At 69.2% G+C, this 24,229-nt stretch carries 25 protein-coding genes and 1 tRNA gene; 10 read left to right on the top strand and 16 right to left on the bottom strand.

The window, feature by feature from the left end:
- The first annotated feature begins 37 nt into the window (after positions 1 to 37).
- The 3 genes from B7W94_RS15380 to B7W94_RS15370 are packed head-to-tail and all read left to right on the top strand — an operon-like array spanning position 38 to position 2,173.
- Positions 38 to 544, top strand: a complete 507-nt coding sequence (locus B7W94_RS15380; RefSeq protein WP_085607501.1) for a hypothetical protein — start codon at positions 38 to 40, stop codon at positions 542 to 544.
- Positions 541 to 1,326, top strand: coding sequence for a peptidoglycan recognition protein family protein (locus tag B7W94_RS15375; protein WP_085607499.1), 786 nt, complete (start codon positions 541 to 543; stop codon positions 1,324 to 1,326). The genes B7W94_RS15380 and B7W94_RS15375 overlap by 4 nt, the downstream gene beginning before the upstream one ends.
- Before the next feature lie 28 nt (positions 1,327 to 1,354).
- Positions 1,355 to 2,173, top strand: a complete 819-nt coding sequence (locus B7W94_RS15370) for an ornithine carbamoyltransferase (RefSeq protein ID WP_301178383.1) — start codon at positions 1,355 to 1,357, stop codon at positions 2,171 to 2,173.
- Between the two features lie 110 nt (positions 2,174 to 2,283).
- On the opposite strand, the gene B7W94_RS15365 is transcribed toward B7W94_RS15370, so the two are convergent.
- Genes B7W94_RS15365 through B7W94_RS15355 form a run of 3 tightly spaced genes read right to left on the bottom strand, consistent with a single transcriptional unit; the run spans position 2,284 to position 5,567 of the window.
- Entirely contained in the window at positions 2,284 to 4,641 is a 2,358-nt protein-coding gene (locus B7W94_RS15365; RefSeq protein ID WP_085607495.1) for an ATP-binding cassette domain-containing protein, read from the bottom strand.
- Positions 4,642 to 4,668: 27 nt separating this feature from the next.
- Positions 4,669 to 5,079, bottom strand: a complete 411-nt coding sequence (locus B7W94_RS15360) for a VOC family protein (RefSeq protein ID WP_025103449.1) — start codon at positions 5,077 to 5,079, stop codon at positions 4,669 to 4,671.
- 5 nt (positions 5,080 to 5,084) lie between these two features.
- The gene (locus B7W94_RS15355; RefSeq protein WP_062634576.1) at positions 5,085 to 5,567 is read right to left on the bottom strand and encodes a helix-turn-helix transcriptional regulator; all 483 of its coding nucleotides are present in this window, start codon (positions 5,565 to 5,567) and stop codon (positions 5,085 to 5,087) included.
- A gap of 95 nt (positions 5,568 to 5,662) precedes the next feature.
- On the opposite strand from B7W94_RS15355, the gene B7W94_RS15350 reads away from it, so the two are divergent.
- A complete protein-coding gene (locus B7W94_RS15350) occupies positions 5,663 to 6,250 on the top strand; it encodes an HdeD family acid-resistance protein (protein ID WP_025103447.1) in 588 nt (195 codons plus the stop codon).
- 62 nt (positions 6,251 to 6,312) lie between these two features.
- Here B7W94_RS15350 and B7W94_RS15345 read toward each other — a convergent pair whose 3' ends face one another.
- A complete protein-coding gene (locus B7W94_RS15345; RefSeq protein ID WP_025103446.1) occupies positions 6,313 to 7,077 on the bottom strand; it encodes an SDR family oxidoreductase in 765 nt (254 codons plus the stop codon).
- A gap of 122 nt (positions 7,078 to 7,199) precedes the next feature.
- Here B7W94_RS15345 and B7W94_RS15340 point away from each other — a divergent pair, with 122 nt between their 5' ends.
- From B7W94_RS15340 to B7W94_RS15325, 4 genes are all read left to right on the top strand, one after another.
- On the top strand, positions 7,200 to 7,673 hold the full coding sequence (locus B7W94_RS15340) for an NfeD family protein (protein WP_025103445.1): 474 nt from the start codon (positions 7,200 to 7,202) through the stop codon (positions 7,671 to 7,673).
- Positions 7,674 to 7,681: 8 nt separating this feature from the next.
- Positions 7,682 to 8,611, top strand: a complete 930-nt coding sequence (locus tag B7W94_RS15335; RefSeq protein WP_085607493.1) for an SPFH domain-containing protein — start codon at positions 7,682 to 7,684, stop codon at positions 8,609 to 8,611.
- The gene (locus tag B7W94_RS15330) at positions 8,608 to 9,384 is read left to right on the top strand and encodes a glycerophosphodiester phosphodiesterase family protein (protein WP_085607491.1); all 777 of its coding nucleotides are present in this window, start codon (positions 8,608 to 8,610) and stop codon (positions 9,382 to 9,384) included. Before B7W94_RS15335 ends, B7W94_RS15330 begins: the two co-directional genes overlap by 4 nt.
- A gap of 116 nt (positions 9,385 to 9,500) precedes the next feature.
- Positions 9,501 to 9,884, top strand: coding sequence for an RNA polymerase-binding protein RbpA (locus B7W94_RS15325; RefSeq protein ID WP_060921636.1), 384 nt, complete (start codon positions 9,501 to 9,503; stop codon positions 9,882 to 9,884).
- On the opposite strand, the gene lnt is transcribed toward B7W94_RS15325, so the two are convergent.
- The 9 genes from lnt to B7W94_RS15280 are packed head-to-tail and all read right to left on the bottom strand — an operon-like array spanning position 9,881 to position 19,599.
- Positions 9,881 to 11,404: an apolipoprotein N-acyltransferase gene (gene lnt / locus B7W94_RS15320; RefSeq protein ID WP_085607489.1), complete on the bottom strand. Its 1,524-nt coding sequence runs from the start codon at positions 11,402 to 11,404 to the stop codon at positions 9,881 to 9,883. The two genes, B7W94_RS15325 and lnt, sit on opposite strands and share 4 nt — an antisense overlap.
- 11 nt (positions 11,405 to 11,415) lie before the next feature.
- Complete coding sequence (locus B7W94_RS15315) at positions 11,416 to 13,890, bottom strand: DEAD/DEAH box helicase (RefSeq protein WP_025103440.1); 2,475 nt, start codon at positions 13,888 to 13,890, stop codon at positions 11,416 to 11,418.
- Complete coding sequence (gene tatC / locus B7W94_RS15310; RefSeq protein ID WP_025103439.1) at positions 13,887 to 14,645, bottom strand: twin-arginine translocase subunit TatC; 759 nt, start codon at positions 14,643 to 14,645, stop codon at positions 13,887 to 13,889. The genes B7W94_RS15315 and tatC overlap by 4 nt, the downstream gene beginning before the upstream one ends.
- A gap of 57 nt (positions 14,646 to 14,702) precedes the next feature.
- Positions 14,703 to 14,939, bottom strand: a complete 237-nt coding sequence (tatA, locus tag B7W94_RS15305; protein WP_025103438.1) for a twin-arginine translocase TatA/TatE family subunit — start codon at positions 14,937 to 14,939, stop codon at positions 14,703 to 14,705.
- Between the two features lie 45 nt (positions 14,940 to 14,984).
- A complete protein-coding gene (locus tag B7W94_RS15300; RefSeq protein WP_085607488.1) occupies positions 14,985 to 15,968 on the bottom strand; it encodes a helix-turn-helix transcriptional regulator in 984 nt (327 codons plus the stop codon).
- Positions 15,965 to 16,957 carry a helix-turn-helix transcriptional regulator gene (locus B7W94_RS15295; RefSeq protein ID WP_025103436.1) on the bottom strand — a complete coding sequence of 331 codons (993 nt, stop codon included), beginning with the start codon at positions 16,955 to 16,957 and terminating at the stop codon, positions 15,965 to 15,967. The genes B7W94_RS15300 and B7W94_RS15295 overlap by 4 nt, the downstream gene beginning before the upstream one ends.
- Positions 16,957 to 17,889: a hypothetical protein gene (locus B7W94_RS15290; protein ID WP_085607486.1), complete on the bottom strand. Its 933-nt coding sequence runs from the start codon at positions 17,887 to 17,889 to the stop codon at positions 16,957 to 16,959. The genes B7W94_RS15295 and B7W94_RS15290 overlap by 1 nt, the downstream gene beginning before the upstream one ends.
- Before the next feature lie 10 nt (positions 17,890 to 17,899).
- A complete protein-coding gene (locus tag B7W94_RS15285; protein ID WP_025103434.1) occupies positions 17,900 to 18,919 on the bottom strand; it encodes a tRNA (adenine-N1)-methyltransferase in 1,020 nt (339 codons plus the stop codon).
- Positions 18,916 to 19,599: an HAD family hydrolase gene (locus B7W94_RS15280; RefSeq protein WP_301178382.1), complete on the bottom strand. Its 684-nt coding sequence runs from the start codon at positions 19,597 to 19,599 to the stop codon at positions 18,916 to 18,918. Before B7W94_RS15280 ends, B7W94_RS15285 begins: the two co-directional genes overlap by 4 nt.
- A gap of 87 nt (positions 19,600 to 19,686) precedes the next feature.
- On the opposite strand from B7W94_RS15280, the gene B7W94_RS15275 reads away from it, so the two are divergent.
- Positions 19,687 to 20,535 (top strand): PAC2 family protein, encoded by an 849-nt coding sequence (locus tag B7W94_RS15275; protein WP_025103432.1) that lies wholly within the window; start codon positions 19,687 to 19,689, stop codon positions 20,533 to 20,535.
- A gap of 13 nt (positions 20,536 to 20,548) precedes the next feature.
- Here the strand turns inward: B7W94_RS15275 and B7W94_RS15270 are convergent, their stop codons facing one another.
- Positions 20,549 to 21,379: an undecaprenyl-diphosphate phosphatase gene (locus B7W94_RS15270; RefSeq protein ID WP_085607482.1), complete on the bottom strand. Its 831-nt coding sequence runs from the start codon at positions 21,377 to 21,379 to the stop codon at positions 20,549 to 20,551.
- Between the two features lie 47 nt (positions 21,380 to 21,426).
- Positions 21,427 to 22,722: a M20/M25/M40 family metallo-hydrolase gene (locus B7W94_RS15265; RefSeq protein ID WP_085607480.1), complete on the bottom strand. Its 1,296-nt coding sequence runs from the start codon at positions 22,720 to 22,722 to the stop codon at positions 21,427 to 21,429.
- Between the two features lie 113 nt (positions 22,723 to 22,835).
- Between B7W94_RS15265 and B7W94_RS15260 the strand changes: the two genes are divergently transcribed.
- Positions 22,836 to 22,918 (top strand) — tRNA-Leu (locus tag B7W94_RS15260).
- Between the two features lie 102 nt (positions 22,919 to 23,020).
- On the opposite strand, the gene B7W94_RS15255 is transcribed toward B7W94_RS15260, so the two are convergent.
- A complete protein-coding gene (locus tag B7W94_RS15255; RefSeq protein WP_025103429.1) occupies positions 23,021 to 24,118 on the bottom strand; it encodes a VIT1/CCC1 transporter family protein in 1,098 nt (365 codons plus the stop codon).
- Between the last annotated feature and the right edge of the window lie 111 nt (positions 24,119 to 24,229).

The following is a 24,229-nucleotide window of genomic DNA, read 5'->3' as shown; positions in this document are numbered from 1 at the left end:
GCTCCCAGCGAAGGGGTACGACTCGTAGGATCACGATATGACTTCGCCTCGCCGTGTCCCGGCAGACCTGCGGAAACGCGGGGGCTTTCGGGGAGCCGACGATTCGACCGCCTCGCTCATCCTCGGCCAGTTCTTCGTCGGTGGCTTTTTCCTGTTCATCGTGGCTTTCTTCCTCGCGCTCGGAGCTGCGGAAGAGTACGACGGGGTGACGTCCTTCATCGGGGCGAGCATCATCGCCGTCGTCCTGTCCGTCGTGTCGATGATCACCGCCCTGGTGATCGGCCTGCCCCTTCGCCTCGTCTCGGCGCTTCGCGCGCGGTGGCTCGCGCACGGCGAGATCACCGTCGTCGGGGTCGTCGTCGGACTCAGCGCCTGCATCGTGTCGGTCATGCTGGCGGGCGGAAGCGGGGGAGCGGCGCTCCCGTGGTGGGCGTTTGTCGTCTCTTGGACGGTCCTCGCCTTCTCGGTCGCGCATTTCGTCTGGCCAGGACGACGCCGGCCGCGTGAGTTCCGAGCACCCCGAGACGGCGACCAGCCCGCGTGAGTACGCGCGGGGAGGGTCAGCAGCCGGAGGACCCGGGAGCACGGGACGCCGATGAGCACGTGCCGGCGCACACGCGGCGGGGATTCCTCATCGCCGCCGGAACCGGCATCGCGGTGACCGGTGTCGGCATCTGGCTCTCCACGAGCTCCGGGGGAGAGGCAGACGACACCGGACGCCGCCCGGACAACCCCCGAGGGCTGCCAGAGTACGAGCCGGTCTACGACCGCGCGATCACGGGCCTCGAGGTACCGCTCGGTTTCGAGGACTGCGCCCACCCGACGGTACGCGCTGACCGGAGCATCGCGGGAAGCGAACGTCGAACCGTGAGCCCGGTCATCGACCGCTTCGTCATCCACCACACCGGCACGACGACGGACCAGTTGGACTTCTTCTCCCGCTGCAACAGGAGATCATCGGCTCCCACGTTCTATCTTCGGCACGACGGCTCGGTCATCGAGACGATCCGCCCGGGAGCGAAGCCGTCGTCGACCGGCGCGGACTGGAACTGGCGCTCCGTGGCGGTGGAGACGCTGGATTTCACCGGAGCCCCGGAGTACACGGTGACCACCGCGCAGGTGGAGGAGATCGCGCAGATGATCGCGTGGCTCGCAGGCTTCGACGGCCGGACGCTGGACGGCGTTCCGGTGCGCTTCCGGATCGACCGAGAGCACGTCATCACCCACCAGGAGACGTGGTCGGGAACGGAGTGTCCCGGCCCGTTCCTCCAATCGCGAGTGGATGACATCGTGGCGCGAGCACAGGTTATCTTCACGACGTCATGAGGCTGGAGCCGTCCGCGACAATAGGGGAGTGCGCCACCTTCTCTCATTGACCGAACTCACCGGGGACGATCTGAGGGAGATCTTCGCGCGCGCCGCGCGGATCGAAGCGGGAACCCTGGCGAGGAGGGACGGCGCGGCCGCCCTGTTCTTCCCTTCCTCGAGCCTGCGGACGCGTGCCTCGTTCGAACGCGGCGCCGCGGAGATGGGTTTGCAGCCGATCGTCTTCCCTCCGGAGGCGCTCGACACCGTCGAGGACGCGGTCGACATCGTCGGATACCTGTCGGCGTGGGTCGAACTCCTCGTCGTCCGGCATGCCGATCTCCACGTGCTTCGTGAGCTCGCTGCCCCTGGGATTCTCCCGGTGGTCAACGCGATGACCAACGCGAACCACCCGTGCGAGGTGCTATCCGATCTCTTCGCGCTCTCGCGCGAGACGGATGTCCGCTCACTCCGAGTCCTCGTGGTGGGACCAGACGGCAACATCGCTCGAGCCTGGGAGGAAGCCCATCGGGCTTTCGGAATCGATGTCGTGCAGGCCTGCCCGGAGGAGGTCCGCACACCCGCGCTGCCGTGGAAGGAGGATCTCAGCGATGCCGTGCAGGAGGCCGACGTGATCATCACGGATGGGCCGGGGGAGCACACCGCGGCCATGGCGCCCTATCGGATCACTGCGGATCTCCTCGACAGCGCCCCTGACGGTGTCCGTTTCGCGCCGTGCCCGCCGTTCGTCCGCGGGCGTGAGGTTTCGGTCGCTGCCGCCAACCATCCCGCGTTCGTGGGCTACGAGTTCAAACGTCACCTGAAGAGCGTGCAGCAGGCGATCATGGGGTGGGCGATCGAGGGATGACGGGGAGATGGTCGGGGTGGCGCTCTTTCCTCAAGCTGACATAATGTGCATTATCGGATAATCCGCATGCGGGGAGCGCGAGAGAGAGCCCGGAACGCTCGACTTTCCCCTCACCGACCGACGTACGCCGCGAGATGTTCGCCCGTCAGCGTCGACCCGTCAGCGACGAGCTCGGCAGGCGTTCCCTCGAACACGATGCGGCCGCCGTCGTGGCCGGCTCCCGGTCCGACGTCGATGATCCAGTCGGCGTGTGCCATGACGGCCTGGTGATGCTCGATGACGACCACCGTCTTGCCGGCGTCGACGAGTCGATCCAACAGGCCGAGGATCGTGTCCACGTCAGCGAGATGCAGACCCGTCGTCGGCTCGTCCAGCACGTACACGTCGCCCTTCTCGCCCATCTGGATCGCGAGCTTGATGCGCTGTCGTTCACCGCCCGACAGGGTCGACAACGGCTGGCCGAGCGACAGGTACCCGAGCCCCACGTCCTCCAGGCGTCCGAGGATGGCAGCCGCGGCCGGGAGCTTGGCCTCGCCCTCGCTGAAGAACACACGGGCCTCGGAGACCGGAAGGTCGAGCACCTCTGTGATGTCCTTGCCACCGAGCTTGTACTCCAGCACCGCCGCCTGGAAGCGCTTACCGCCGCAGTCCTCACAGGGGGTCTCGATGGTGTCCATGAACCCGAGCTCGGTGATGATGACACCGGCGCCCTTGCACGTAGGACAGGCGCCCTCGGAGTTCGCGCTGAACAGGGCGGGCTTCACGCCGTTCGCCTTCGCGAAGGCTTTCCGGATGGGTTCGAGCAGCCCCGTGTACGTCGCGGGGTTGCTGCGACGCGAGCCCTTGATGGCGGATTGATCGATCGCCACCACGCCCTCGCGTCCGGTCACCGAACCGTGGATGAGCGAGCTCTTGCCGGAGCCGGCGACACCGGTGACGACGGTCAGGACGCCGGTCGGGATGTCGACGTCGACGTTCTGCAGGTTGTTCGTGGATGCACCGCGCACCTCGATCGCGCCGGTGCGGTCACGCACGGCGTCCTTCAGCTGCGCGCGGTCATCGAGGTGCTGCCCCGTCAGTGTTCCACTGGCGGTGAGACCCTCGACGCTCCCCTGATAGCAGATCTCTCCCCCGGCGCTTCCCGCACCCGGCCCCAGGTCCACGACGTGATCGCCGATCGCGATGGTCTCCGGCTTGTGCTCGACGACGAGTACCGTGTTCCCCTTGTCGCGGAGTCGGAGCAACAGGCCGTTCATCCTCTGGATGTCGTGCGGATGCAGCCCGATGGTGGGCTCGTCGAACACATAGGTGACGTCGGTCAACGAGGACCCCAGGTGCCGCAGCATCTTGATCCGCTGCGCCTCTCCCCCGGACAGCGTCCCCGAGGGCCGGTCCAGGCTCAGGTACCCCAGGCCGAGGGTCACGAAGGCGTCGAGGTTGGCACTCAGCGCCTGGAGCAGCGGCCCGGCTCCCGGGAGATCCAGGCCGCGGACCCACGCGGCGAGATCCGTCACCTGCATACGGCAGGCGTCGGCGATGCTCACGCCGTCGATCTTCGAGGATCGCGCGCCCTCGGTGAGACGAGTACCGTCGCACTCCGGGCACACCGCGAAGGTGGCCACGCGCTCGACGAAGGCACGGATGTGCGGCTGGAGCGCGTCGAGGTCTTTCGAGAGCATGGACTTCGTGATCTTCGGGATCAGACCCTCGTAGGTCATGTTGCTGCCCGAGATCTTGACCTTCGTGACCTCTCCGTAGAGGAAGAGGTGGCGTTGCTTGTCGGTGAAGGACGAGATGGGCTTGTCCCCCGGGTAGAACCCGGACTGCGAGAACCCCTTCACCATCCAGCCGTCGGCGGTGTAGCCGGGCACCATGATCGCGCCCTCGTCGAGGGACTTCGACTCATCGACGATCTGGGACAGGTCGAGGTCCGACACCACTCCCCTGCCTTCACATCGCGGGCACATGCCGCCGAGGTAGATCGCGTCCTTCACGATCTTCTTCTCGCCACCCGGCCCGGTCATGACTCCGCTGGCCTTCTGCGTCGGGATGTTGAAGGAGAACGCCGTCGGGCCGCCGATGTAGGGCTGGCCCAGCTTGCTGAACAGGATGCGGAGCATGGCATTGGCATCCGTCACGGTGCCGACGGTCGACCGCGGGTTCGCGCCGAGACGCTCCTGGTCCACGATGATCGCCGTGGTGAGCCCTTCCAGCACGTCGACGTCGGGCCGCGGCACCGACGGCATGAAGCCCTGCACGAACGCGCTGTACGTCTCGTCGATCATCCGACGCGATTCGGCGGCGATCGTGTCGAAGACGAGCGAGCTCTTTCCCGACCCCGAGACCCCGGTGAACACCGTCAGACGTCGCTTCGGGATGTCGACGCTCACGTCCTTGAGGTTGTTCTCGCGCGCGCCCTGCACGCGGATGAGGTCGTGGGTGTCCGCGGGGTGCTCGGCAGCGGTCATGCGGCGTCCTTCGTGGTGGTGGCGCCGTCAGGCGGCCTGGTTGATACGGAGCAGGTTGCCGGCGGGATCGCGGAAAGCGCAGTCGCGGACGCCGTAGGGCTGGTCCATCGGCTCCTGGACGACATCGGCGCCGACAGCGACCAGCCGCTCGAACAGGGCGTCCAGGTCATCGCTCGCGAGGGTGAGAGCGCCATAGCTGCCCTTCGCGATGAGTTCCAGGATGGTCTGCCGCTCCGCCTCGGTGATGCCGGGGTCGGTGGCCGGCGGGTGGAGGACGATCGAGGTCTCGGGCTGGCCGACCGGGCCGACCGTGAGCCAGCGCAGGCCGTCGTATCCGACGTCGTTGCGCACCTCGAAGCCGAGGGCGTCGCGATAGAAGCCGAGGGCGGCGTCGGCGTCGGTGTGCGGGAGGAAGGCGTAGTGGATGCTGATCTTCATGATGCTCACGTTAGGTGCGCCTCAGGGCGCGGCGCTTCTCGATTCCTGATCGGTCGGGTGACCTGCTTGGCGTGGAACGACGGGATGCCCTCGACGTTCGCGGCGCGTTCACGGTACACGCTGGGTGGGACACCGACCAGCTCCGAGAACCGGGTGCTGAACGTGCCCAGCGAGGAGCAGCCCACCGCAAAGCACACCTCGGTGACGCTGAGGTCGCCGCGACGCAGCAGCGCCATGGCACGCTCGATGCGGCGGGTCATCAGATAGGAGTACGGAGATTCGCCGTACGTCTCGCGAAACCGCCGGCTGAGATGGCCGGCCGACAGGTGCACGCCCCGCGCCAGAGCCTCGACGTCCAAGGGCTTCGCGTACTCGCGATCGATGCGGTCGCGGACCTTCCGCATCACGACCAGCTCCCGCAGGCGAGCATCATCCACCGGTGTCACGTCATGATCCTGCCATGACGCCGGAAGACGCGGAATGACCATCCGCGACGCGCGGAGGCCCTCCTCCCCCGCTGCCGGAGATCCGGCGCTACCCTGGGGGCATCCTCACAGGATTCTCTCAGAAGGGGTTCCCCGCCATGTCTGAAGCACTCGCTGAAACGAAGTCGTTCTTCAAATCCATCCGCGTCGCTCTCGCGGTCTCCGGCGTTCTCGCGCTGCTCGCGGGCATCGCGCTGCTGGTCTGGCCGGTGAAGTCGGCCGTCATCGTGACGGCGATCTTCGCGTCCTACCTGATCGTCGCGGGAGTCGTGTACATCGGCCTCGGCATCTTCTCCCGCGCGAAGGGCGGCTGGTCGCGCGTCGGACACATCGTGCTCGGCCTGCTCTACATCGTCGCCGGCGTCATCGCGTTCTTCAACCTGAACGTCGCCGCCGCCACCCTCGCGCTGGTCGTCGTGATCTTCATCGGCGTGAGCTGGATCGTCGACGGCGTCGTGGCGCTCTCGCTGCTCGGCAGCGACGGATCGCGGGTCTGGACGCTGATCTACGCGATCCTCAGCATCATCGCCGGAATCATCGTCCTCTTCTCGCCGGTCATCGCCGGCTTCGCGCTCTGGCTGCTCCTGGGCATCTCGCTCGTCGTGCTCGGCATCGTGCAGATCATCCGCGCGATCACCCTCGGCAAGGACGAGAAGGCCTTCACCACGGGCGCTGCCGCCGTCTGATCCGCAGACGCGAGACGCCCCGGACCTGCAGCAGCGGGTCCGGGGCGTTTGGCGTCTGACGACTACTCCGCGGCGAAGGCGCTCACGTCGCCGACGAGGCGGGTGTTGTCCGCGGGGACGGGATCGATCACGGCCCTGGCGACCTCCGCGGCGAACTCGGACACGTTGTAGAGGCGGCCGGCGGACTCGCGGCGCTCGGCGATGGCACCCGGGTTCGCGCGCTCGAGCAGCGTCGCGGTGATCGTGCCCTCGATCATGTCGCCGGAGACGACCGTGAAGCCGATCCCCTTCTCCGCGAGACCGGGGATGAGCTCCCGCAGCGCGTCCTCACCGGCGCGCTTGGAGAGCGCGACGGGCTCGTACTCGGGCATCGTCGGCGTCGTGCGGATGAAGTGCGCCTGGTGGCTGGTGACGAACACGACGCGTGCGCCGTCCGACAGCAGCGGCGTCGCGGCGTCGAGCACATTGAGCTGCGCGTCACGGTTGAGCTTCAGGGCGTAGTCCTCGGCCATGCCCGACTCCATGCCTCCCGACGCGTTCAGGACGAGCACATCGAGGCGCCCGTACTCGGCGCGGACGGCGTCGAACATCTCGGCGACCGATGCGGGGTCGGTGAGGTCCGCACCGACGACCAGCGCCCGACGGCCGAGCTCGCGCAGCTGCGCCGCGAGCTTCTCCGCGCGCGGCGCCTTGTTCCGGTAGTTGATCACGACGTCGGCGCCGGCCTCGGCGAGGTACCGCACGGTGTCGGCGCCGATCCCCCGCGATGAGCCGGTGACGAGGGCCACCTTGCCGTCGAGGGATCCTGCGGGAAGAACGTCGGTCACGGGTGACTCCTCATGGTGCGTGGAACGCCGTGAGCGCACGGCTCTCACAGATTACCAAGGGGGCGCGGTGGCGGCCGGTCGGCTGTCGCCGCGCGTGGTACGTTGACGGCAAAGGAGGCCGCATGGACAACTTCTCGACGTTCGTCACGTTCATCGACCACTGGGCATGGATCGGGTGGCTGGTCCTCATCGCCGTCTTCCTCGTCATCGAGATGCTCTCCCTCGACTTCACCTTCCTGATGCTGAGCTTCGGGAGCGTGATCGGTCTCGTCACCGACTTCGTCGGCCTCCCGGTCTGGATCCAGATCCTCATCGCCGCCTTGGCATCCGCCCTCTTCATCCTCTTCCTGCGGCCACCCCTCCTGCGCCGCCTGCACCGCGGAGCCGATCCCACGCGCTCGAACGTCGAGGCGCTGGTCGACCTCCGCGGCATCGCGCTCAGTGAGATCACGCAGATCTCCGGCCAGGCGAAGCTCGCGAACGGCGACACCTGGACCGCCAGGACGACCACCCCGATGGCCATCCCCGCGGGGGCGCCTGTCGCCGTCAGTGCGATCAACGGCGCGACCGCCATCGTCCGACCCCTCAACGACTAGGAGCACGCGTGGACGACGCATCGATCATCCCGACCGTGATCATCTGGATCCTGGTGATCGCGGTCATCATCTTCGTGATCGTCACGATCGCGCGGGCGATCCGCATCATCCCGCAGGCGACCGCCGGCGTGGTGGAACGGCTCGGCCGGTACCACAAGACCCTCTCCCCCGGCCTCAACATCCTCGTGCCGTTCATCGACCGCCTGCGGCCGCTGATCGAGATGCGCGAGCAGGTGGTGTCCTTCCCGCCGCAGCCCGTGATCACCGAGGACAACCTCGTCGTCTCCATCGACACCGTCGTTTACTTCCAGGTGACGGATGCCCGCGCCGCGACCTACGAGATCGCGAACTACCTCGGCGCCGTGGAGCAGCTCACCACCACGACTCTCCGCAACGTCGTCGGTGGCCTGAACCTCGAAGAGGCGCTGACGAGCCGCGATAACATCAACGGGCAGCTCCGCGTGGTCCTCGACGAGGCGACCGGCAAGTGGGGCATCCGCGTGGGCCGCGTCGAGCTCAAGGCCATCGACCCGCCCGTGTCCATCCAGGACTCCATGGAGAAGCAGATGCGCGCCGAGCGGGACCGCCGCGCCGCGATCCTCACCGCCGAGGGGACGAAACAGTCCGCGATCCTCGAAGCGGAGGGCCTTCGTCAGGCGGAGATCCTCCGCGCCGAGGGTGACAAGCAGGCGGCCGTCCTGCGCGCCCAGGGCGAGGCGGAGGCGATCCAGAGCGTCTTCACCGCGATCCACCAGGGCGCGCCGGACGACAAGCTCCTCGCGTACCAGTATCTGCAGATGCTCCCGAAGATCAGCGAGAGCCCGTCCAGCAAGCTCTGGATCATCCCGAGCGAGCTGACCGAGGCACTCAAGGGCATCGGCACGGCCTTCACTCCCAAGACGGGCCCGGGCTCGGCCACTCCCCCCGCCGGCGCGTGACGCACCCATACTTCGTCAAGGCCGAGCAGCCCCGCATCCTGGCCCATCGGGGCCTGGTGACCGCCGAGGGGCGGGAATCCGGCGTCTGGGAGAACACCGCGGCCGCCTTCGCCGCGGCGCATGCCGCCGGGGCCGAGTACATCGAGACGGACTGCCAGGTCACCGCCGACGGTGACGTCGTGCTCTTCCACGATCACGATCTGCGCCGTCTCGTTGACGATCCGCGCGCCGTCCACGAGGTCAGGACGCGGGAGCTGAGCGCGCTGTTCGCCGAGCACGGCGGTCTGCTCACGGTGGCCGAGGCGCTCTCCGCATTCCCGGAGACCCGGTTCAACATCGACGTGAAGACACCGGCCGCCGCGGCGCCGCTGGGCCCCATCCTCGCCGCGCACACGCATCGTGTCCTCGTGACCAGCTTCTCGGATGCCAACCGGCGGGCGACTCTGGAGGCCGTACGGCAGACCGGCACCGCGCTCCGTCCCGCCACCTCCGGCGGGAGTCGGACGATCGCGGCCCTGCGTTCGCTCTCCGCGGTGCGCCTCTCCCCCGGCAGACTTCTCCAGGAGATCGACGCCCTGCAGATCCCCGAACGTCACGGGGCGATCAGGGTGCTGACGCCCGCACTCCTCCGCGCCGCCCACCGGGCCGACACCGAGGTCCACGTCTGGACCGTGAACGACGCGGACGACATGCGGCGCCTCATCGACGCGGGTGTGGACGGCGTCGTGACCGACCGCGCCGACCTCGCCGTCGCCACGTTCCGGAAGCCCTGAGCGCCCCATATCCTCCGGCGCTGGGATTCCCCTGTGAATACCGCGCAGAACGCCCCGACGTGGATGAAGCGCACAGGCTCGAACGTTATACCTGACAGCGACGAGAGGACCACACAATGGCAGATCGCAGCCTGCGCGGCATCCGACTCGGCGCCCAAAGCCTACAGAGCGAAGAGGGCGTCGTTTTCATGGAGCGCCGTGAGACCACCTACACCTGTGACACCTGCGGACACGACACCACGCTCATGTTCGCCGCCGATGCCGAACCGCCTCAGACCTGGGAGTGCCGTTCCTGCGGAGCGGAAGCCCGCCTGAAGGTGGACGGCGAGGCCGTCACCCTCGAGGCCACCGACGAGAAGGCCGCCCGCACTCACTGGGACATGCTCATGGAGCGCCGTACCCGTGCGGAGCTGGAGGAGCTTCTCGAAGAGCGCCTCGCGTACATCCGAGCCCGGCGCGGTGCCGGCGAGGACCCCACCCGCGAAAAGATCGGCGCCTAGCGCCGACGGGCGCGCCACCACCCGAGACCGAGCGCGCCCAGACCGCCCCAGAGCAGCACCTGCTGCAGCCAGGGGCCCAGGACGATTCCCGCCGTGAGGCCGGAGCGGAGCTCGACATCCTCGAGCATCGCTCCGGCCTCATCCGCGTCCAGGCTCGTGACGGTCCGCCCGTCCGGGAGGATGACCTGGCTCGTGCCGACCGTGGAGATGTTGACGACGCTCCGGCCCGTCTCGATCGCGCGCATCCGTGCGAACGCGAGCTGCTGGAGATTCTCGTCCGTGCCGCGGAAATCGGCGTTGTTCGTCTGGAAGACCAGGACCTCGGCGCCGCCGTTCAACCCCTCCGTGATCACGTCGTCGTAGATCACGTCGAAGCAGATCGCCAGACCGACGCGGACATCGCCCACCTCGACGATCGGCGGGTTGGTGCCGGGGGTGTATTCGCGCTGGATCAGCCCGATGAGATCCGGGACCAGGGCGTTGAAGAAGGCCCGATCCGGCACGTACTCGCCGAAGGGCACGGGATGACGCTTGTCGTGCTTCTGCGGCGCTGTGCCGTCCGGCAGCCAGAGCATCGAGGTGTTGTAGTAGAGGTTCCCGCGGCCGGTGGCGGCGTTGGCGAGCAGCGGCGCATCGATGCGGTTCGACACCAGGGTCATCCGTCGCGCGATGGCGGAGTTCGCGAAGGGATCCGTATCGAGCCCGCCCTCCGGCCACACGAGCAGGTCGACGTCCTCGCCGTACAGCGGCTCGGTCGCCTCCGTCTGCGCCTGGATCACGGCGAAGGGCTCGCGCTCGTCGAAGTAGCCGGTCGGCCCGTTCCCCTGCACCGCAGCGATGCGCATCGAGCCCGACGGCGTGGTCGGGAACAGCGGCGTGAAGAAGAGGATCAGGACGAGCGCGGCCGGCGCGAGCAGGGTGATCGGTCGTCGCCAGAGCCCCATCCGGATGATCTCGATCACCATCGCGACGAGGAAGACCATGACGAAGCTCAGCCCGCTCACGCCGATCCAGGAGGAGAGCGCGGCGAGCGGGCTCTCGGCCTGGCTCATCCCGAGACGAGCCCAGGGGAAGCCGCCGTACGGCCACCAGCCGAGGAACAGCTCCCGCCCCACCCACAGCGCCGCGACGACGGCCGGGAGGGTCAGCAGACGTCCCGCCATGCCCGGCCAGGCTCGGGGCAGCCACCGGTACGCGAGGGTCGCGGGGATGAGCCCGACGGCCGTGAGGACGCCCTCGACGACGCTCAGAGCCGCCCAGGGCAGCGGCCCGAGGTATCGAGACGTCCACGACACGAGCAGCGCGAAGAACACGACGCCGTACACGAGACCCACGAGCAGCGCTCCCCCGGCCCGACGGCCGATCAGCGCGAGCAGAAGCAGGGCGGCGGCAGGGAAGGCCAGGATCCAGATCGCCGCCTCGGGGAACGCGAGGTCCATGAGCAGCGCAGCCAGGCCGGCCAGGGGAACGGCGGCCCAGAGGGGCAGGAGGGCGCGTCGACGGACGGAGGCTTCGGTCATGCGGGCGGATCTCACATCGAGGAGTAGGCGACGATGCCACGGCGCACACCGTCGAGGGCAGCCCGGGCGGTGCGTGCGAGCGCGGCGTCTTCCGCGACGATGGACAGCTGATCCAGGAGGTCGATGGTCTGCTTCGCCCACCGCACGAAGTCGCCGGCCGCCATGTCGGCATCGATGAGGACGCGGTCGAGCATCCCGCCGCGCGCCCAGGCGTGCATCGCACCCGCGAGCCCGGCGGCCAGCGGCTCGCTTCCCGGGAGCTGATGGTCCTGCTCCAGGTCGTCGAGCTCGGCCCAGAGAGCGGTCGTCTTCTCGTATGCCGCTCGGAAGGCGCCCCTCGGGAGGCCCCGCTCCCCCGCATTCGCTTCGTCGCGGCGCGGTTCGTACACGAGGCAGCATGCCATCGCGGCCAGCGACGGCGCGTCCAGCCCCTTCCAGAGGCCTTGACGCAGCGATTCGGCCACGAGCAGGTCGCGCTCACCGTAGATCCGCCGCATCGTGCGCCCGGCGTCGGTCAGGTGCATCCCGTCCTCGTCGCGACGGACGTAGTCCAGTGTCTCCAGCACCTCGACGACACGGTCGAAGACGCGGGCCACCGTGCCGGTCCTGGTCTCGATCTGACGGCGCGTGCGATCGGTCTGGCGCTTGAGCTTCCAGTAGCGCTCGGCCCACCGGGCGTGCTTCTCGCGGTCAGGACAGCGGTGGCAGGGGTGGCGCTGCATCCGCGTGCGGAGCGTCTGGATCCGCTTCATCCGCTTGTCCCGAGCAGCGCGCGGGGCCTGGGTGTCCTGCCGGTTCTTCTTCTCGAGGTCGCTCAGCTCGCGGCGGATGGCGGCGTACTCCGGGAAGTCGCCGTGCTCGCACGCCATCGCCGACTGATAGCCGGCCAGCGACTCCTCGGCCTCCCGCACCTGTCTGGCCAGCCCGACCACGGCGCGGTCCGCCTGGAACTGGGCGAACGACGACTCCAGGATCTCCCGGGCTCTCGCCTGGCCGAACAGGTCGATGAGGTTGACGGCCATGTTGTACGTCGGCCGGAAGCTGGAGTTGAGCGGATAGGTCCGCCGCGACGCGAGGGCGGCGACGGCCTGCGGGTCCATGCCCTCGCTCCACTGCACGACCGCGTGCCCCTCGACGTCGATGCCGCGGCGCCCGGCGCGGCCCGTGAGCTGTGTGTACTCACCGGAGGTGATCGCGACGCGAGCCTCTCCGTTGAACTTCTCCATCTTCTCGAGCACCACCGTCCGCGCAGGCATGTTGATGCCGAGGGCCAGCGTCTCGGTCGCGAAGACGACCTTGAGCAGCTTGCGCTGGAACAGCTCCTCGACGACCTCTTTGAAGGCCGGCAGGAGGCCGGCGTGGTGGGCGGCCACGCCCCGTTCGAGGTTGTCCAGCCATTCCCAGTAGCCCAGCACCCCGAGATCCTCGTCCTGCAGAGTGCGCGTGCGCTCCTCGACGATGGCCCGGATCTCGGCGCGCTCCTCCGCCGAGGTCAGGCGGAGCCCGGAGCGCCGTACCTGCTGCACCGCGGCGTCGCAGCCCACGCGGCTGAAGATGAAGAAGATGGCGGGGAGCAGGTTCGAGCGTTCCAGTAGCTCGACCACGTCCGGGCGGTCCATGCGCTCGATCCGGCGCGCGTTCGCCGCGCGCACGGGGCGACGCCCGCCCCGCGGCGGTCGGGGGGCCTGCCGCCCGGCGTGCCGGTTGCTGCGATACGACTGCGCCTGACGGTTGCTCTCGTAGGTGGAGCCGGTGAACGACCGGATGCGCATGAGCTCCTGGTTCACCTGGGCCGTGGCGATGCCGGCACGGTCGTCGAAGAGCGGCAGCAGGTCGTCGCGCACGAGCACGTGCTGCTCCAACGGCACCGGACGGATCTCGGAGACGATGACCTCGGTGTCACCGCGAACCGTGTCGAGCCAGTCGCCGAACTCCTCGGCGTTCGACACCGTCGCGCTCAGCGAGACCAGGCGCACGCGGGGCGGGAGGTGGATGATGACCTCTTCCCAGACGGCACCCCGGAAGCGGTCGGCCAGATAGTGCACCTCGTCCATCACGACGTAGCGCAGGTCGCGCAGAGCCGCGGAGTCGGCATAGATCATGTTCCGCAGGACCTCGGTGGTCATGACCACGATGCGTGCGTTGCCGTTGATGTTGGTGTCGCCCGTCAGCAGACCGACGTCGTCCGCACCGTACACATCGACGAGTTCGCGGAACTTCTGGTTGGACAGCGCCTTCATCGGCGTGGTGTAGAACGCCTTGTCCGTCGCGGTCTGCATCGCCAAGTGGATGGCGAATTCCCCCACGATGGTCTTCCCGGCACCCGTGGGGGCGGCCACGAGAACGCTGCGTCCGTTCTCCAGGGCGTGGCAGCCGGCGAGCTGGAACGGATCGAGCTGGAAGCGCTGGCGCGCGGCGAACGCCGCCGTCTCCGGGTGCGCCGCACTCTCCTGAGCCTGCGCGTACCGCTCGGACGGCGAACTCATGTGGCGTCCGGGACGAGTCCGGCGGCGGTGTCCCGCTTGCGCTTGCGTCGGTCGAAGAGGAGGGAGAGTCCTGCCGCTGCGAAGAAGAGGACGATGAGGATGCCGGCCAGCATGAGCATGCTCACCACATCCGCTGCCGGGGTCGCCAGCGCGGCGAAGATCGTCGCGATGAGGATCGCCACCCGCCACCCCTTGAGGATGGCCCGTCCCGACATCACGCCGGCGAGGTTGAGCGCGACGAGGAAGACGGGGAGGACGAACGAGATGCCGATGACGATCATCAGCTTGAACACGAAGTCGTAGTACTCCTGCGCGGAGTAGAAGTTGGTTCCGCCCTCCGGCGTGAAGCTCCACATGAGTTCGATGACGTGCGGCATGATCTGCACACCGAGATAGCACCCCGCGAAGAACAGCGGCACCGCGGCGACGACGAAGCCGACGGTGTAGCGGATCTCCTTGCGGGTGAGGCCGGGCATGATGAAGGCCCAGATCTGCCACAGCCAGACGGGTGCGGAGAGGAACAGGCCGATCGTGAAGGCGATGCGCATACGCATGTCGAACGCGGACGTCACTGTCGCGAAGTTCAGGGCGCTGAAGTCATCACCTCGCTGTTCCGAGATGATGCGGATCGGACCGGTGATGAAGTGGATGACCGGGTCCGCGATGATGAACGCCACGACCATGCCGACGACCAGAGCGATCGCCGCGTACATGAGGCGCTTGCGCAGTTCGACGAGATGTGCGCCCAGCGACATCCGCCGATCCCGATCCGCCGTCGGCATCACGGTCGGTTCGATGGCTGCCACGGCCGGTCAGGCGCGAGGCGGAGTCTCAGGGTCGGTGCCCGAGTCCTTCACCGTCGTCGGCTCCGCGGGAGCCGACTCGGCACGAACCGCGTCTTCTTCCTTCATGGCCTTCATCTCACCCTTGAAGACGCGGGCCGACTGGCCCATGCTCTTCGCGAGAGCCGGCAGCTTGGCAGCGCCGAAGAGGAGGAGGATAACGGCCAGCACGATGAGCAGGTGCCAGCCTTGCATTCCAGCGAACATATCGACAATCCCGTCGTAGGGGGGCTTTCCGCCCCAGTCTACAGATCAAACCTCGGCATCAGGCCGGTGGTAGAGCGCGAGTCCCGCGGCGGCCCACTCCCGGGTGGCGGTCCGCGCGATCCCCGGATCCGTGACCTCCATCGCACCGCCGAAACGAGCCGCGAGCCGTTTAATGCTGCGGGGGTCCGCGAGGTGGAGCTGCGTCGTCACCATCCCGTCGCCGGCGCGGAGCGTCTCCGTGGGCACGAAACCGCTGAGCAGCGGAGCGAGGCGCTCCGGGACGCGGACGGTGACCTCCCTTTCCTCCTCCAGCCCGGCGAACGCCTCCGGCACCCGGTCGCCGCCGTGCGTGCTGGGGATGTCGGTGAGGGTGGGCGCGCTGACGCGATCGAGGTGGAACGTGCGCATCGCCTCGCGCATGTGGCACCAGCCCTGCAGGTACCACTGTCCGTTCGTGATGAGGATCTGCACGGGATCCACGGTGCGCGTGGTGGGCTCGGCGTCGGGAGCCTGGTACGTGAACGACACGGCCACCCCGTTCTGCAGGCCGCGCGCGACGACCTCACGCACCTCGTCCACCGCGGTCGGGGCGACGACGACGTCGGCCGGCGCATCGGCGGCACCGCGCGAGAGCTTCGAGATGAGGCCGGCGACGAGTCCGGAGTCGGATACGGCCGGGACGGCGGCGACCATCTGCAGACCGGCGAGCAGGGCTGCCGCCTCTCGTGCGGTGAAGCGCGGCACGCGGCGGAGGGCCACGTCGTTCGTGATCTCGATGACGTCCTCGAGGTCGAGGAGATCCCAGTTGATGTCGAACATCTCCTGCGGCTGCTGCCAGTAGCCCGCTTCGCCCGGCAGGCCGATGACCGTCAGCTTCTCGACCATCGCCCGCATCTCCCGCGGGGTCACGCCGAACTCCTCAGCGGCCTCGGCGAGCGAGACCTGTCCGTGCTCGAGCAGGTACGGGACGAGCGTCAGGTAGAGACGCACGCGCTCCGCGGCGAGGAGAGGCTTGGGAGCCGCGCTCATGCGGACACCTCCGCATCGGTGTGGGCTTCGACCACCGCGCGCAGGCGGCCGATCACGGCATCGCGGAGTCGTGCGGGCTCGACGACGCGGACCTCGGGACCGTAGGACGCGAGCTCGTCCGCGAAGATGTGCAGATCGACGAAGGGGACGTGGATACCCTGCGCCGCGGGCGTCGCCCGCCGCCCGAGCCGCAACGCGGCCTCAGTGCCGGGCGTCACCTCCAGGAGTGCCGAGTTCTCCGCGGCGACGCGCTCCAGACCCCGCAGAGCCCGCTCCCCCGCCCCTTCGCGCAACGCGGGGTCGAAGGTGCTCGTGCTGACGACGACGTCGCCGACGATGCGGCTCAACAGGAACGTCCGGTCCTCGTCGATGTCGACGTCGACGCCGTACACGTGCCAGCGCGCTTCATAGTCCACGAGGGCGAGGGGCCGGATCCGACGCCGTCGAGGAGCGTCCTCGCCCGGCTTCACGTAGTCGAAGGACACCACCCTGCTGCGTTCGATCGCGTCCTGCAGCGGGGCGAACGCGGGGTCGCGGGCGGTGATCCGCGGCGCGAAGCCGATGATCGGTTCGTCGCCGTCGATGCCGAGGGCCCGGATCTTGCGGACACCGGACTGTGCGTCTCCCGAGACCGACTCCGCACTCCAGACGCTGCCCGCGAGGCGGAGCACGGCCAACTCGGCAGGCGAGAATTCGATGTCCCCTGGCAGATCGTATTCCGCCTGCGGAATGCGATACCTCGCCTCACGGAGGTCGTTCGGGTCCGCCGCGTCGCCGATGGTCTCGATGGGGACACCCAGCGAGCGGAGCTCGTCCTTGTCCCGCTCGAACATCTTCTCGAGCGCATCCGACCGCGTCCCCGCGTCGGCGCGCTGGCGGTAGCCGGAGACGTTGTCGAGGATCTGCTGCTTGGTGAGCCCGATCTCCGTGGCCATCAGCGCCACGACGAGATTCGTCAGGCGCTCTTCGGCGGGGATCCGGGCGGCCATCAGGGTGCGGCGACCGGGGACACGCCGAGGATGTCGACCACGACGGCCATGGCCGGGGAGCTCTCGGTCTTGGGGAGCACGACGAGGACCTGCGAGCCGACCGGCTTCCCGACCAGCGCATCCGCGACCGGCGCGGCGATCTGTCGGATGCCGTCGGTGGCGGACTGGCCCCAGGTGCTCTGTACGACGGTCTTGTCGTCCCAGTTCACCGCGGTGAAGTGCACGAGCGGCGTCTGCTCAGCCGTCAGCTCCTCGCCGTCGCCGCGGATCAGCGTCTGGACGACCTGCTCGTCCGGGGCGGCGCTGTCGGGGATGATGATGCCGGGAGTGCCGTCGTCGGCGCGCACGACGGTCGGCATGCCCTGCGCGTCGTTGAACTGCAGCGTGCCCTCGGCCTTCGGGAGGAACGCGTCGACGACGTCGATGACGAACACCGCGATGTCGTCCTGGCCCATGCCGAAGCCGCCGAGATTCGCCTCCCCGAAGTCCTCCGGGGTCAGACCCGCCACGATGCGGCTGCCGCCGGTCGCGCACTCCAGGACATCGGCGAGTCCGGGAGACTGCGCGGCCCAGGACCCGATGGTCGAGGCGCGCGTGGTGTCCTCGTCGTACGTGGTCGCGAAAACCTGCTTGCCGGTCGCCCCGTCGTAGATGGAGATCTGGGCGACGAGCGGCTGGGCGTCGTCGACGAGTGCACGGCCGTCCCCCGTGACGACGTCCGCATAGGACGTCTCCGTGAGGCGCACCGGCGCGAAGATCTCGACGTCCGGCTCGGAGCCGACCTCACCGGAGACGGTGACGGCGCTGTCGATGCCGTTGGCGTGTCCGCCACGATCGCACGAGGCGTCGGCGGACGAAGAGGTCACGCTGCACCCCGTCAGAGCGAGGGCGGCGAGGCTGAGGGAGGCCAGAACGGCGGACGTTTTACGCACGCGCTCCAGTCTATTCCGTCGTGTGCTCGGATTCGCGCGATGCCGCCGCCAGCCGCGCGCCCTCAGCCGCCTTCCCGGCCTCTCGCGCGCGCTTGCGGAGGTTCTTGTCCGTGATCTCCCGATCGCCCACCGCGCCCGGCGTCCACAGTTCGACGTCCTCATCGCTGTAGCTGCTCTTCGAGGCCCGACGCTTCACAGACGGGGCCACGGCACCCGGGGCGAGCCGGCGAGCCGTGAGGAGGAACCCCGTGTGCGCGACCATGCGGTGGTCCGGCCGGACAGCCAGCCCCTCCACGTGCCACCCGCGGACCATGGTCTCCGACGCCTCGGGGTCGGTGAAAAGCCCGGTGCCGCGGATGAACTCGGCGACGCGGGAGAGCTGCGTGGCGGTGGCGATGTAGCAGAGCACGACACCGCCTGGGGTCAGCGCCTCCGCGACCGCCTCGATGCACTCCCAGGGCGCGAGCATGTCGAGCACCACCCGGTCGACGGTGCCGGGCTCGACTTCCACGGGCAGCGCGGCGACGAGGTCTCCGACGACGACGCGCCAGGAGTCGGGGCGCTCCCCGAAGAAGGTCTCGACATTCGCCTGGGCCACTTCCGCGAAGTCCTCGCGGCGCTCGAAGGAGAGCAGGCGCCCCGTGGAGCCCACGGCCCGGAGGAGCGAGAGCGACAGAGCACCGGACCCGACACCGGCCTCGACGACGGTGGCGCCCGGGAAGATGTCGGCCTGCATGACGATCTGCGCCGCGTCCTTCGGGTACACGATCGCGGCACCGCGGGGCATCGACATCGCGAAGTCCCGCAGCAGCGGCCGCAGCGCCAGGTACTCGTGCCCGGAGCTGTTCGCCACGACCGAGCCATCGGGGAGCCCGATGAGGTCGCGGTGCCGGAGGACCCCGTGGTGCGTGTGCAGCTCGCCGTCCTCGCGGAGCGTCACGGTGTGCAGGCGACCCTTCGGACCGGTGAGCTGTACGCGGTCGCCCTCCCGGAAGGGGCCGCTGGGGCGCGGGGCGGACGTGGTGGTCATCGGGTGGCCTCCGTGATCGCAGCGCGGGAGCCGAAGAGCTCCACGAGGTCGGCGGCACCGCGGCCGTCGAGGGTCGGCCACAGCTCGTGGGCGCCGAGGCCGTCGAGCGGGACGATGTGGGGCACGCCGAGCGTCAGGGCGCCGGAGGCGAGGCCCGCGCGGAGACCGGTCGGGGAATCCTCGATGACCACGACCTCGGCGATGTCGACGTCGAGGAGCGCGGCGGCCTGGAGGTACGGCTCCGGGTGCGGCTTGGGGTTGTCGACGTCGTCTCCGGCGACGACGATGTCGAAGGCCTCGAACTCGATCAGCCCGACCACGTCGAGAGCCATCCGGCGCAGCGACATCGTCACCAGACCGGTCGGGATCCCGGCGGCACGGAGATCGCGGAGAAGCTCCTGGGCGCCCGGCCGGAAGGGGACGCCCTGGGCCCGCAGCGACTCCTGCACGGCCGTCGTGAGGTGGGAGACGATCGCCTCCGGAGCCATGTCGACCCCCGCGCCCTGGAGGATGATCGCGCTGTCGATGAGGCCGCTGCCCACGAGCTGCAGGGCGTCCTCATGGGACCAGGCGCCCCCGAACGACTCCACCAGTGCGGTCTCGGCCGCCATCCAGTACGGCTCGGTGTCGACGAGTGTTCCATCCATGTCCCAGAGGACCGCGCGGGGCTTGTTGCTCACTGAACCCATGCTAGCCGGGCCCGCCCACATCCCCTCGACGCGGGCTAGCCTGGGGGGACGGAGCCACGACCTCGAAGGGAGCACGGCATGGACGTTCTCGGTTCGCGCATCATCATCGCCGCCTTCGACGGCTGGAACGACGCCGGTGAGGCCGCGACCGGAGCCGTCGGCGCGCTGCAGGCGGCGGGCGGCTACGACCTCGTGCACTCGGTCGACCCGGAACTCTACTTCGACTACCAGTACACGCGACCCGCCACCCGGCTCGACGCCGAGGGCCGCCGTCAGATGACGTGGCCGGAGGCGGGGCTGTGGCGTCCGCGCGAGCCAGGACCCGGCCCCGAGTTCTGGCTCCTCACCGGTGCCGAGCCCGCGCGCACCTGGCAGGCGTTCGCGTCCGAGTTCATCGACGTCGCCCTGCGCGACGACATCACCGGCTTCGTGACCCTCGGCGCCATGCTCTCCGACGTGCCGCACACTCGCCCGATCTCGATCTTCGCGTCGAGCCAGAACGAGCAGGTCCGGGAGGCGCATGCGCTGGAGCGGTCGGTGTACGAGGGCCCGGTCGGCATCCTCACCGTTCTCGAGCACTTCGCCGAGAACGCGGGCATCCCCTCCGTGAGCCTCTGGGCGAGCGTCCCGCACTACGTCGCCTCTGCCGCCCCTTCGCCGAAGGTCACCCTGGCCCTCCTCGACCGTCTCGAGGAGCTGACCGGGGTGGATGTCGACCGCCGGCACCTCCGCACGGAAGCCGCGGCCTGGGAGGCGTCGATCGATGCCGCCGCATCCGAGGACGAGGACATGGCGGAGTACATCCGGCAGCTGGAGCGCACGCGGGACACATGGGACTCCCCCGATGCGTCGGGAGACGCGATCGCCCAGGCCTTCGAGCGCTACCTGCGGCGCCGCGACGACGGCCGCGGCGACCGCAAGCGCTGATCAGGCGTCCGGCTCAGGCCGAGGCCGGGATCACGCCCATCGCGAGCAGCACGAGCAGCACGCCGCCGAGCAGGATCCGGTAGATCACGAACGGCAGGAAGCTGCGCTTCGAGATCCAGTTCATGAAGAACGCGATCACGCCGAGCGCGACGACGAAGGCGACCCCTGTCGCGGCCATCGTGTCGCCGAGCGAGAAGAAGGACGGCTCGCCCCAGCTCTTGAACAGCTGGTAGAAGCCGCTGCCGAACACGGCCGGGATCGCCAGCAGGAACGCGTAGCGGGCGGCGGCGGCGCGCTCGTAGCCGAGGAACAGCCCCATGGTGATCGTGCCGCCGGACCGCGAGACGCCGGGGATGAGTGCGAGTGCCTGGGCGAGTCCGAAGGCGATGCCGTGCGGGTAGGTCAGATCGTCGAGCGTGCGGCGCTTGGCTCCGACGTGGTCGGCGATGCCCAGGAGGATGCCGAACACGATGAGCATGATCGCCACGATCCAGAGCGAGCGGAAGACGGTCTCGATCTGGTCCTGGAACAGGAGTCCGAGCAGCACGATCGGGATGCTGCCGATGATGATGAGCCACCCCATGCGCGCGTCCGGGTCGTTCCGCGGCACCTTTCCGGCGAGGGACCGGAACCACTGGGAGATGATGCGGACGATGTCGCGCCAGAAGAACACGACGACGGCGGCCTCGGTGCCGATCTGCGTGATGGCGGTGAACGCCGCGCCCGGGTCCTCCCCTGAGGGCAGGAACGTCCCCACGACCCGCAGATGGGCGCTGGAGGAGATCGGCAGGAACTCGGTGAGACCCTGGACGATTCCCAGGATCAGAGCTTCGAGCAGGTGCATGGAGAGGCCTTCGTCTTTCGGGGCGGCACGGAGCGCGTGGACGCCGCTCAGTACGTGCGCAGCAGATCGGCCAGCACCCGCTGACCGAAGACAAGTGAGTCTACGGGCACCCGCTCGTCGACTCCGTGGAACATCCCGGTGAAGTCGAGATCGGCCGGCAGGCGCAGCGGGGCGAAGCCGTAGCCGGTGATGCCGAGCGTGGCCAGCGCCTTGTTGTCGGTTCCCGCGCCCAGGAGGTACGGGATGACAGGGACACCGGGGTCGTGCCGCCCCAGCGCCGCCACCATCGCCTCGACGAGCTCCCCTGTGAACGGCGTCTCCATGCCGATGTCACGGACCACGGTCTCGATCCGGATGTCGTCACCCACGATGCGCTGCAGCTCCGCGAGCACGTCGTCCTCGGTCCCCGGGATCACGCGGACGTCGATCAGCGCCTCGGCGCGCTCCGGGATGACGTTGTGCTTGTAGCCGGCGGTGAGAGCCGTCGGGTTGGTCGTCGTGCGGAACGTCGACCGCAGGAAGGCCTCAGCCGGGCCGGCCGCGGCGGCGAGGGCGTCGGGGTCGTCGGCGCTCCGGCCGCTCAGCGCGCTCAGGCCCTCGAGCAGCGCCTCCGTCGTCGGCGTGAGCCGGACCGGCCACCGCGTGCGGCCGATGGCGGCGACGGCCTCGGCGAGCTTCGTGACGGCGTTGTCCTCGTGCAGGCGGCTGCCGTGCCCCGCCCGGCCGGTGGCGACGAGGCGGATCCAGATCAGCGCCTTCTCCCCCACCTGCAGCAGGTACGCCCGACGGTCGTCCACCGAGATGGAGTAGCCGCCGACCTCGCTGATCGCGGCCGTCGCCCCGGCGAACCACTCCGGCCGGTCCTTCACGACGAGCGCGGAGCCCTCGACCCCGCCGTTCTCCTCATCGGCGAAGAACGCCAGGACGAGGTCGCGCTCCGGCTGCTCCCCCGCGCGCAGGATGTCGGCCACGGCGGTGAGGATCATCGCGTCCATGTTCTTCATGTCGACCGCGCCGCGACCCCACAGCATGCCGTCCTGCACGGTGCCGGCGAACGGATCCACCGTCCAGTCCTCGGCGACCGCGGGCACGACGTCCAGGTGGCCGTGCACGACGAGAGCCGGCTTGGTGCGGTCGCGGCCCGGGACCCGCGCCATGACGTTCGTGCGCCGCGGGATGGGCTCGTAGTACTCGACCTCGAGTCCCAGCTCCTCCAGGTACGCCCCGACGTACTCGGCCGCCTCCCGCTCCCCTTTCGCGTTGCCGCCGCCGTAGTTGGAGGTGTCGATGCGGATGAGGTCGCTCGCGACGCGGGCGACCTCCGGCAGGGAGGAATCGGTCATGGACTCAGGCTATCGAAACCGCGTGCCGCGCCCGGGCGTCACGCTCGGTTCGAGACGCCTCCGAGAACGTGCTAATCTCATTCTTCGGTCGGCAACGATCAAATCCAACACCTGCGCGGGTGGCGGAATGGTAGACGCGCTAGCTTGAGGTGCTAGTGCCCGATAGGGCGTGGGGGTTCAAGTCCCCCTCCGCGCACAGAGAGCGAAGGCCCCGGATCCACGGATCCGGGGCCTTCGTGGTTTCCGGTGCGGTCATGGCGGTGCGCTGCGGTCCCGCGCGAGCGGGACCGCAGGACCGTCACACCGCGCCGACGCCGAAGAGCAGACCCAGCGCGTAGGTCACCGCAGCCGCGCCGAACCCGATGGCGAGCTGCCGCAGGGCCCGCCGGAGCGGCGGTCCTCCGGAGAGGACGCCGACCATCGCACCGGTGCTGAGCAGCGCGATGCCGACCAGCACGAGCGCGAGCACGATCGCCGCGGTGCCCTCCATGCCGAAGATCCAGGGCAGGACGGGCACGATCGCGCCGGAGGCGAAGAGGAGGAAGCTGGAGATGGCCGCCGTCCAGTCGTTGCCGACGACCTCGTGGGCGTCGCCGCCTTGGACGGCCACCGGCCCCGTGGCCGCACGCCGGACGCCTTCCTGGGCCGCCTGGACGATGCGACGGGCCCGGGCCAGCGACTCGCCCTGATCCATGCCGCGGGCGCGGTACACGAGCGCGAGCTCGTTCTCGTCGATGTCGAGGTCGGCCGCGGCCGCCGCGGCATCCTCGTTCGCCTCGGTGGCCGTGAGGAGCTCCCGCTGCGACCGCACGGACACGAACTCCCCCGCGCCCATCGACAGTGCGCCCGCGAGGAGACCCGCGATGCCGCTGAACAGGACGAAACCCGAGCTCACGCCGGTGGCGCCGATGCCGAGCACGAGGGCGAGGTTGCTGACGAGGCCGTCGTTCGCGCCGAAGACGGCCGCGCGGAAGGAGCCGGAGAGGCGCCGGCGGCCGCGCGCGGCGAGACCGCGGACGACCTCGTGGTGGACCTTCTCGTCGGCGCGCATGGCCGGGGTGGCCCAGCGCTCGGCGTCGTACGGGGAGCGGGCCTCGGCGCTCTGGGCGAGGGCGAGGACGAAGATCGAGCCGAAACGGCCGGCCATCCACCCCAGGAGGCGGGAACGGACCCCGGCCCGCGGCAGGCGCGTCGGTTCGCCGCCCAGCAGGTCGAGCCAGTGCTTCTCGTGGCGGCGCTCGGCCTCGGCGAGCCCGAGCAGGATCGCCCGCTCCTCCCCCGACCGGCGGGCCGCGAGGCGCTGATAGACGGCGCCCTCCGCCCGTTCCTCAACGAGATAGCGAGCCCAGCGCCGTCGATCGGCGGCCGTGGAATCGGCTGCGGCAGGGGCTGTCATGGAACCTCCAGGTGTCACGGTGCCCGGCATCCGGGCAACCGTTCCACGCTATCCGCGCGGTGCCGCCCCGGCCGCGTCCTGGCACGGATTGCCAGCATTTCGGGGATCCGA

Source organism: Microbacterium sp. LEMMJ01 (assembly GCF_002114135.1).
Lineage (GTDB): Bacteria > Actinomycetota > Actinomycetes > Actinomycetales > Microbacteriaceae > Microbacterium.
Note: the sequence above shows the minus strand (reverse complement) of the source record. Positions and strands in the feature narration are given on the sequence as shown.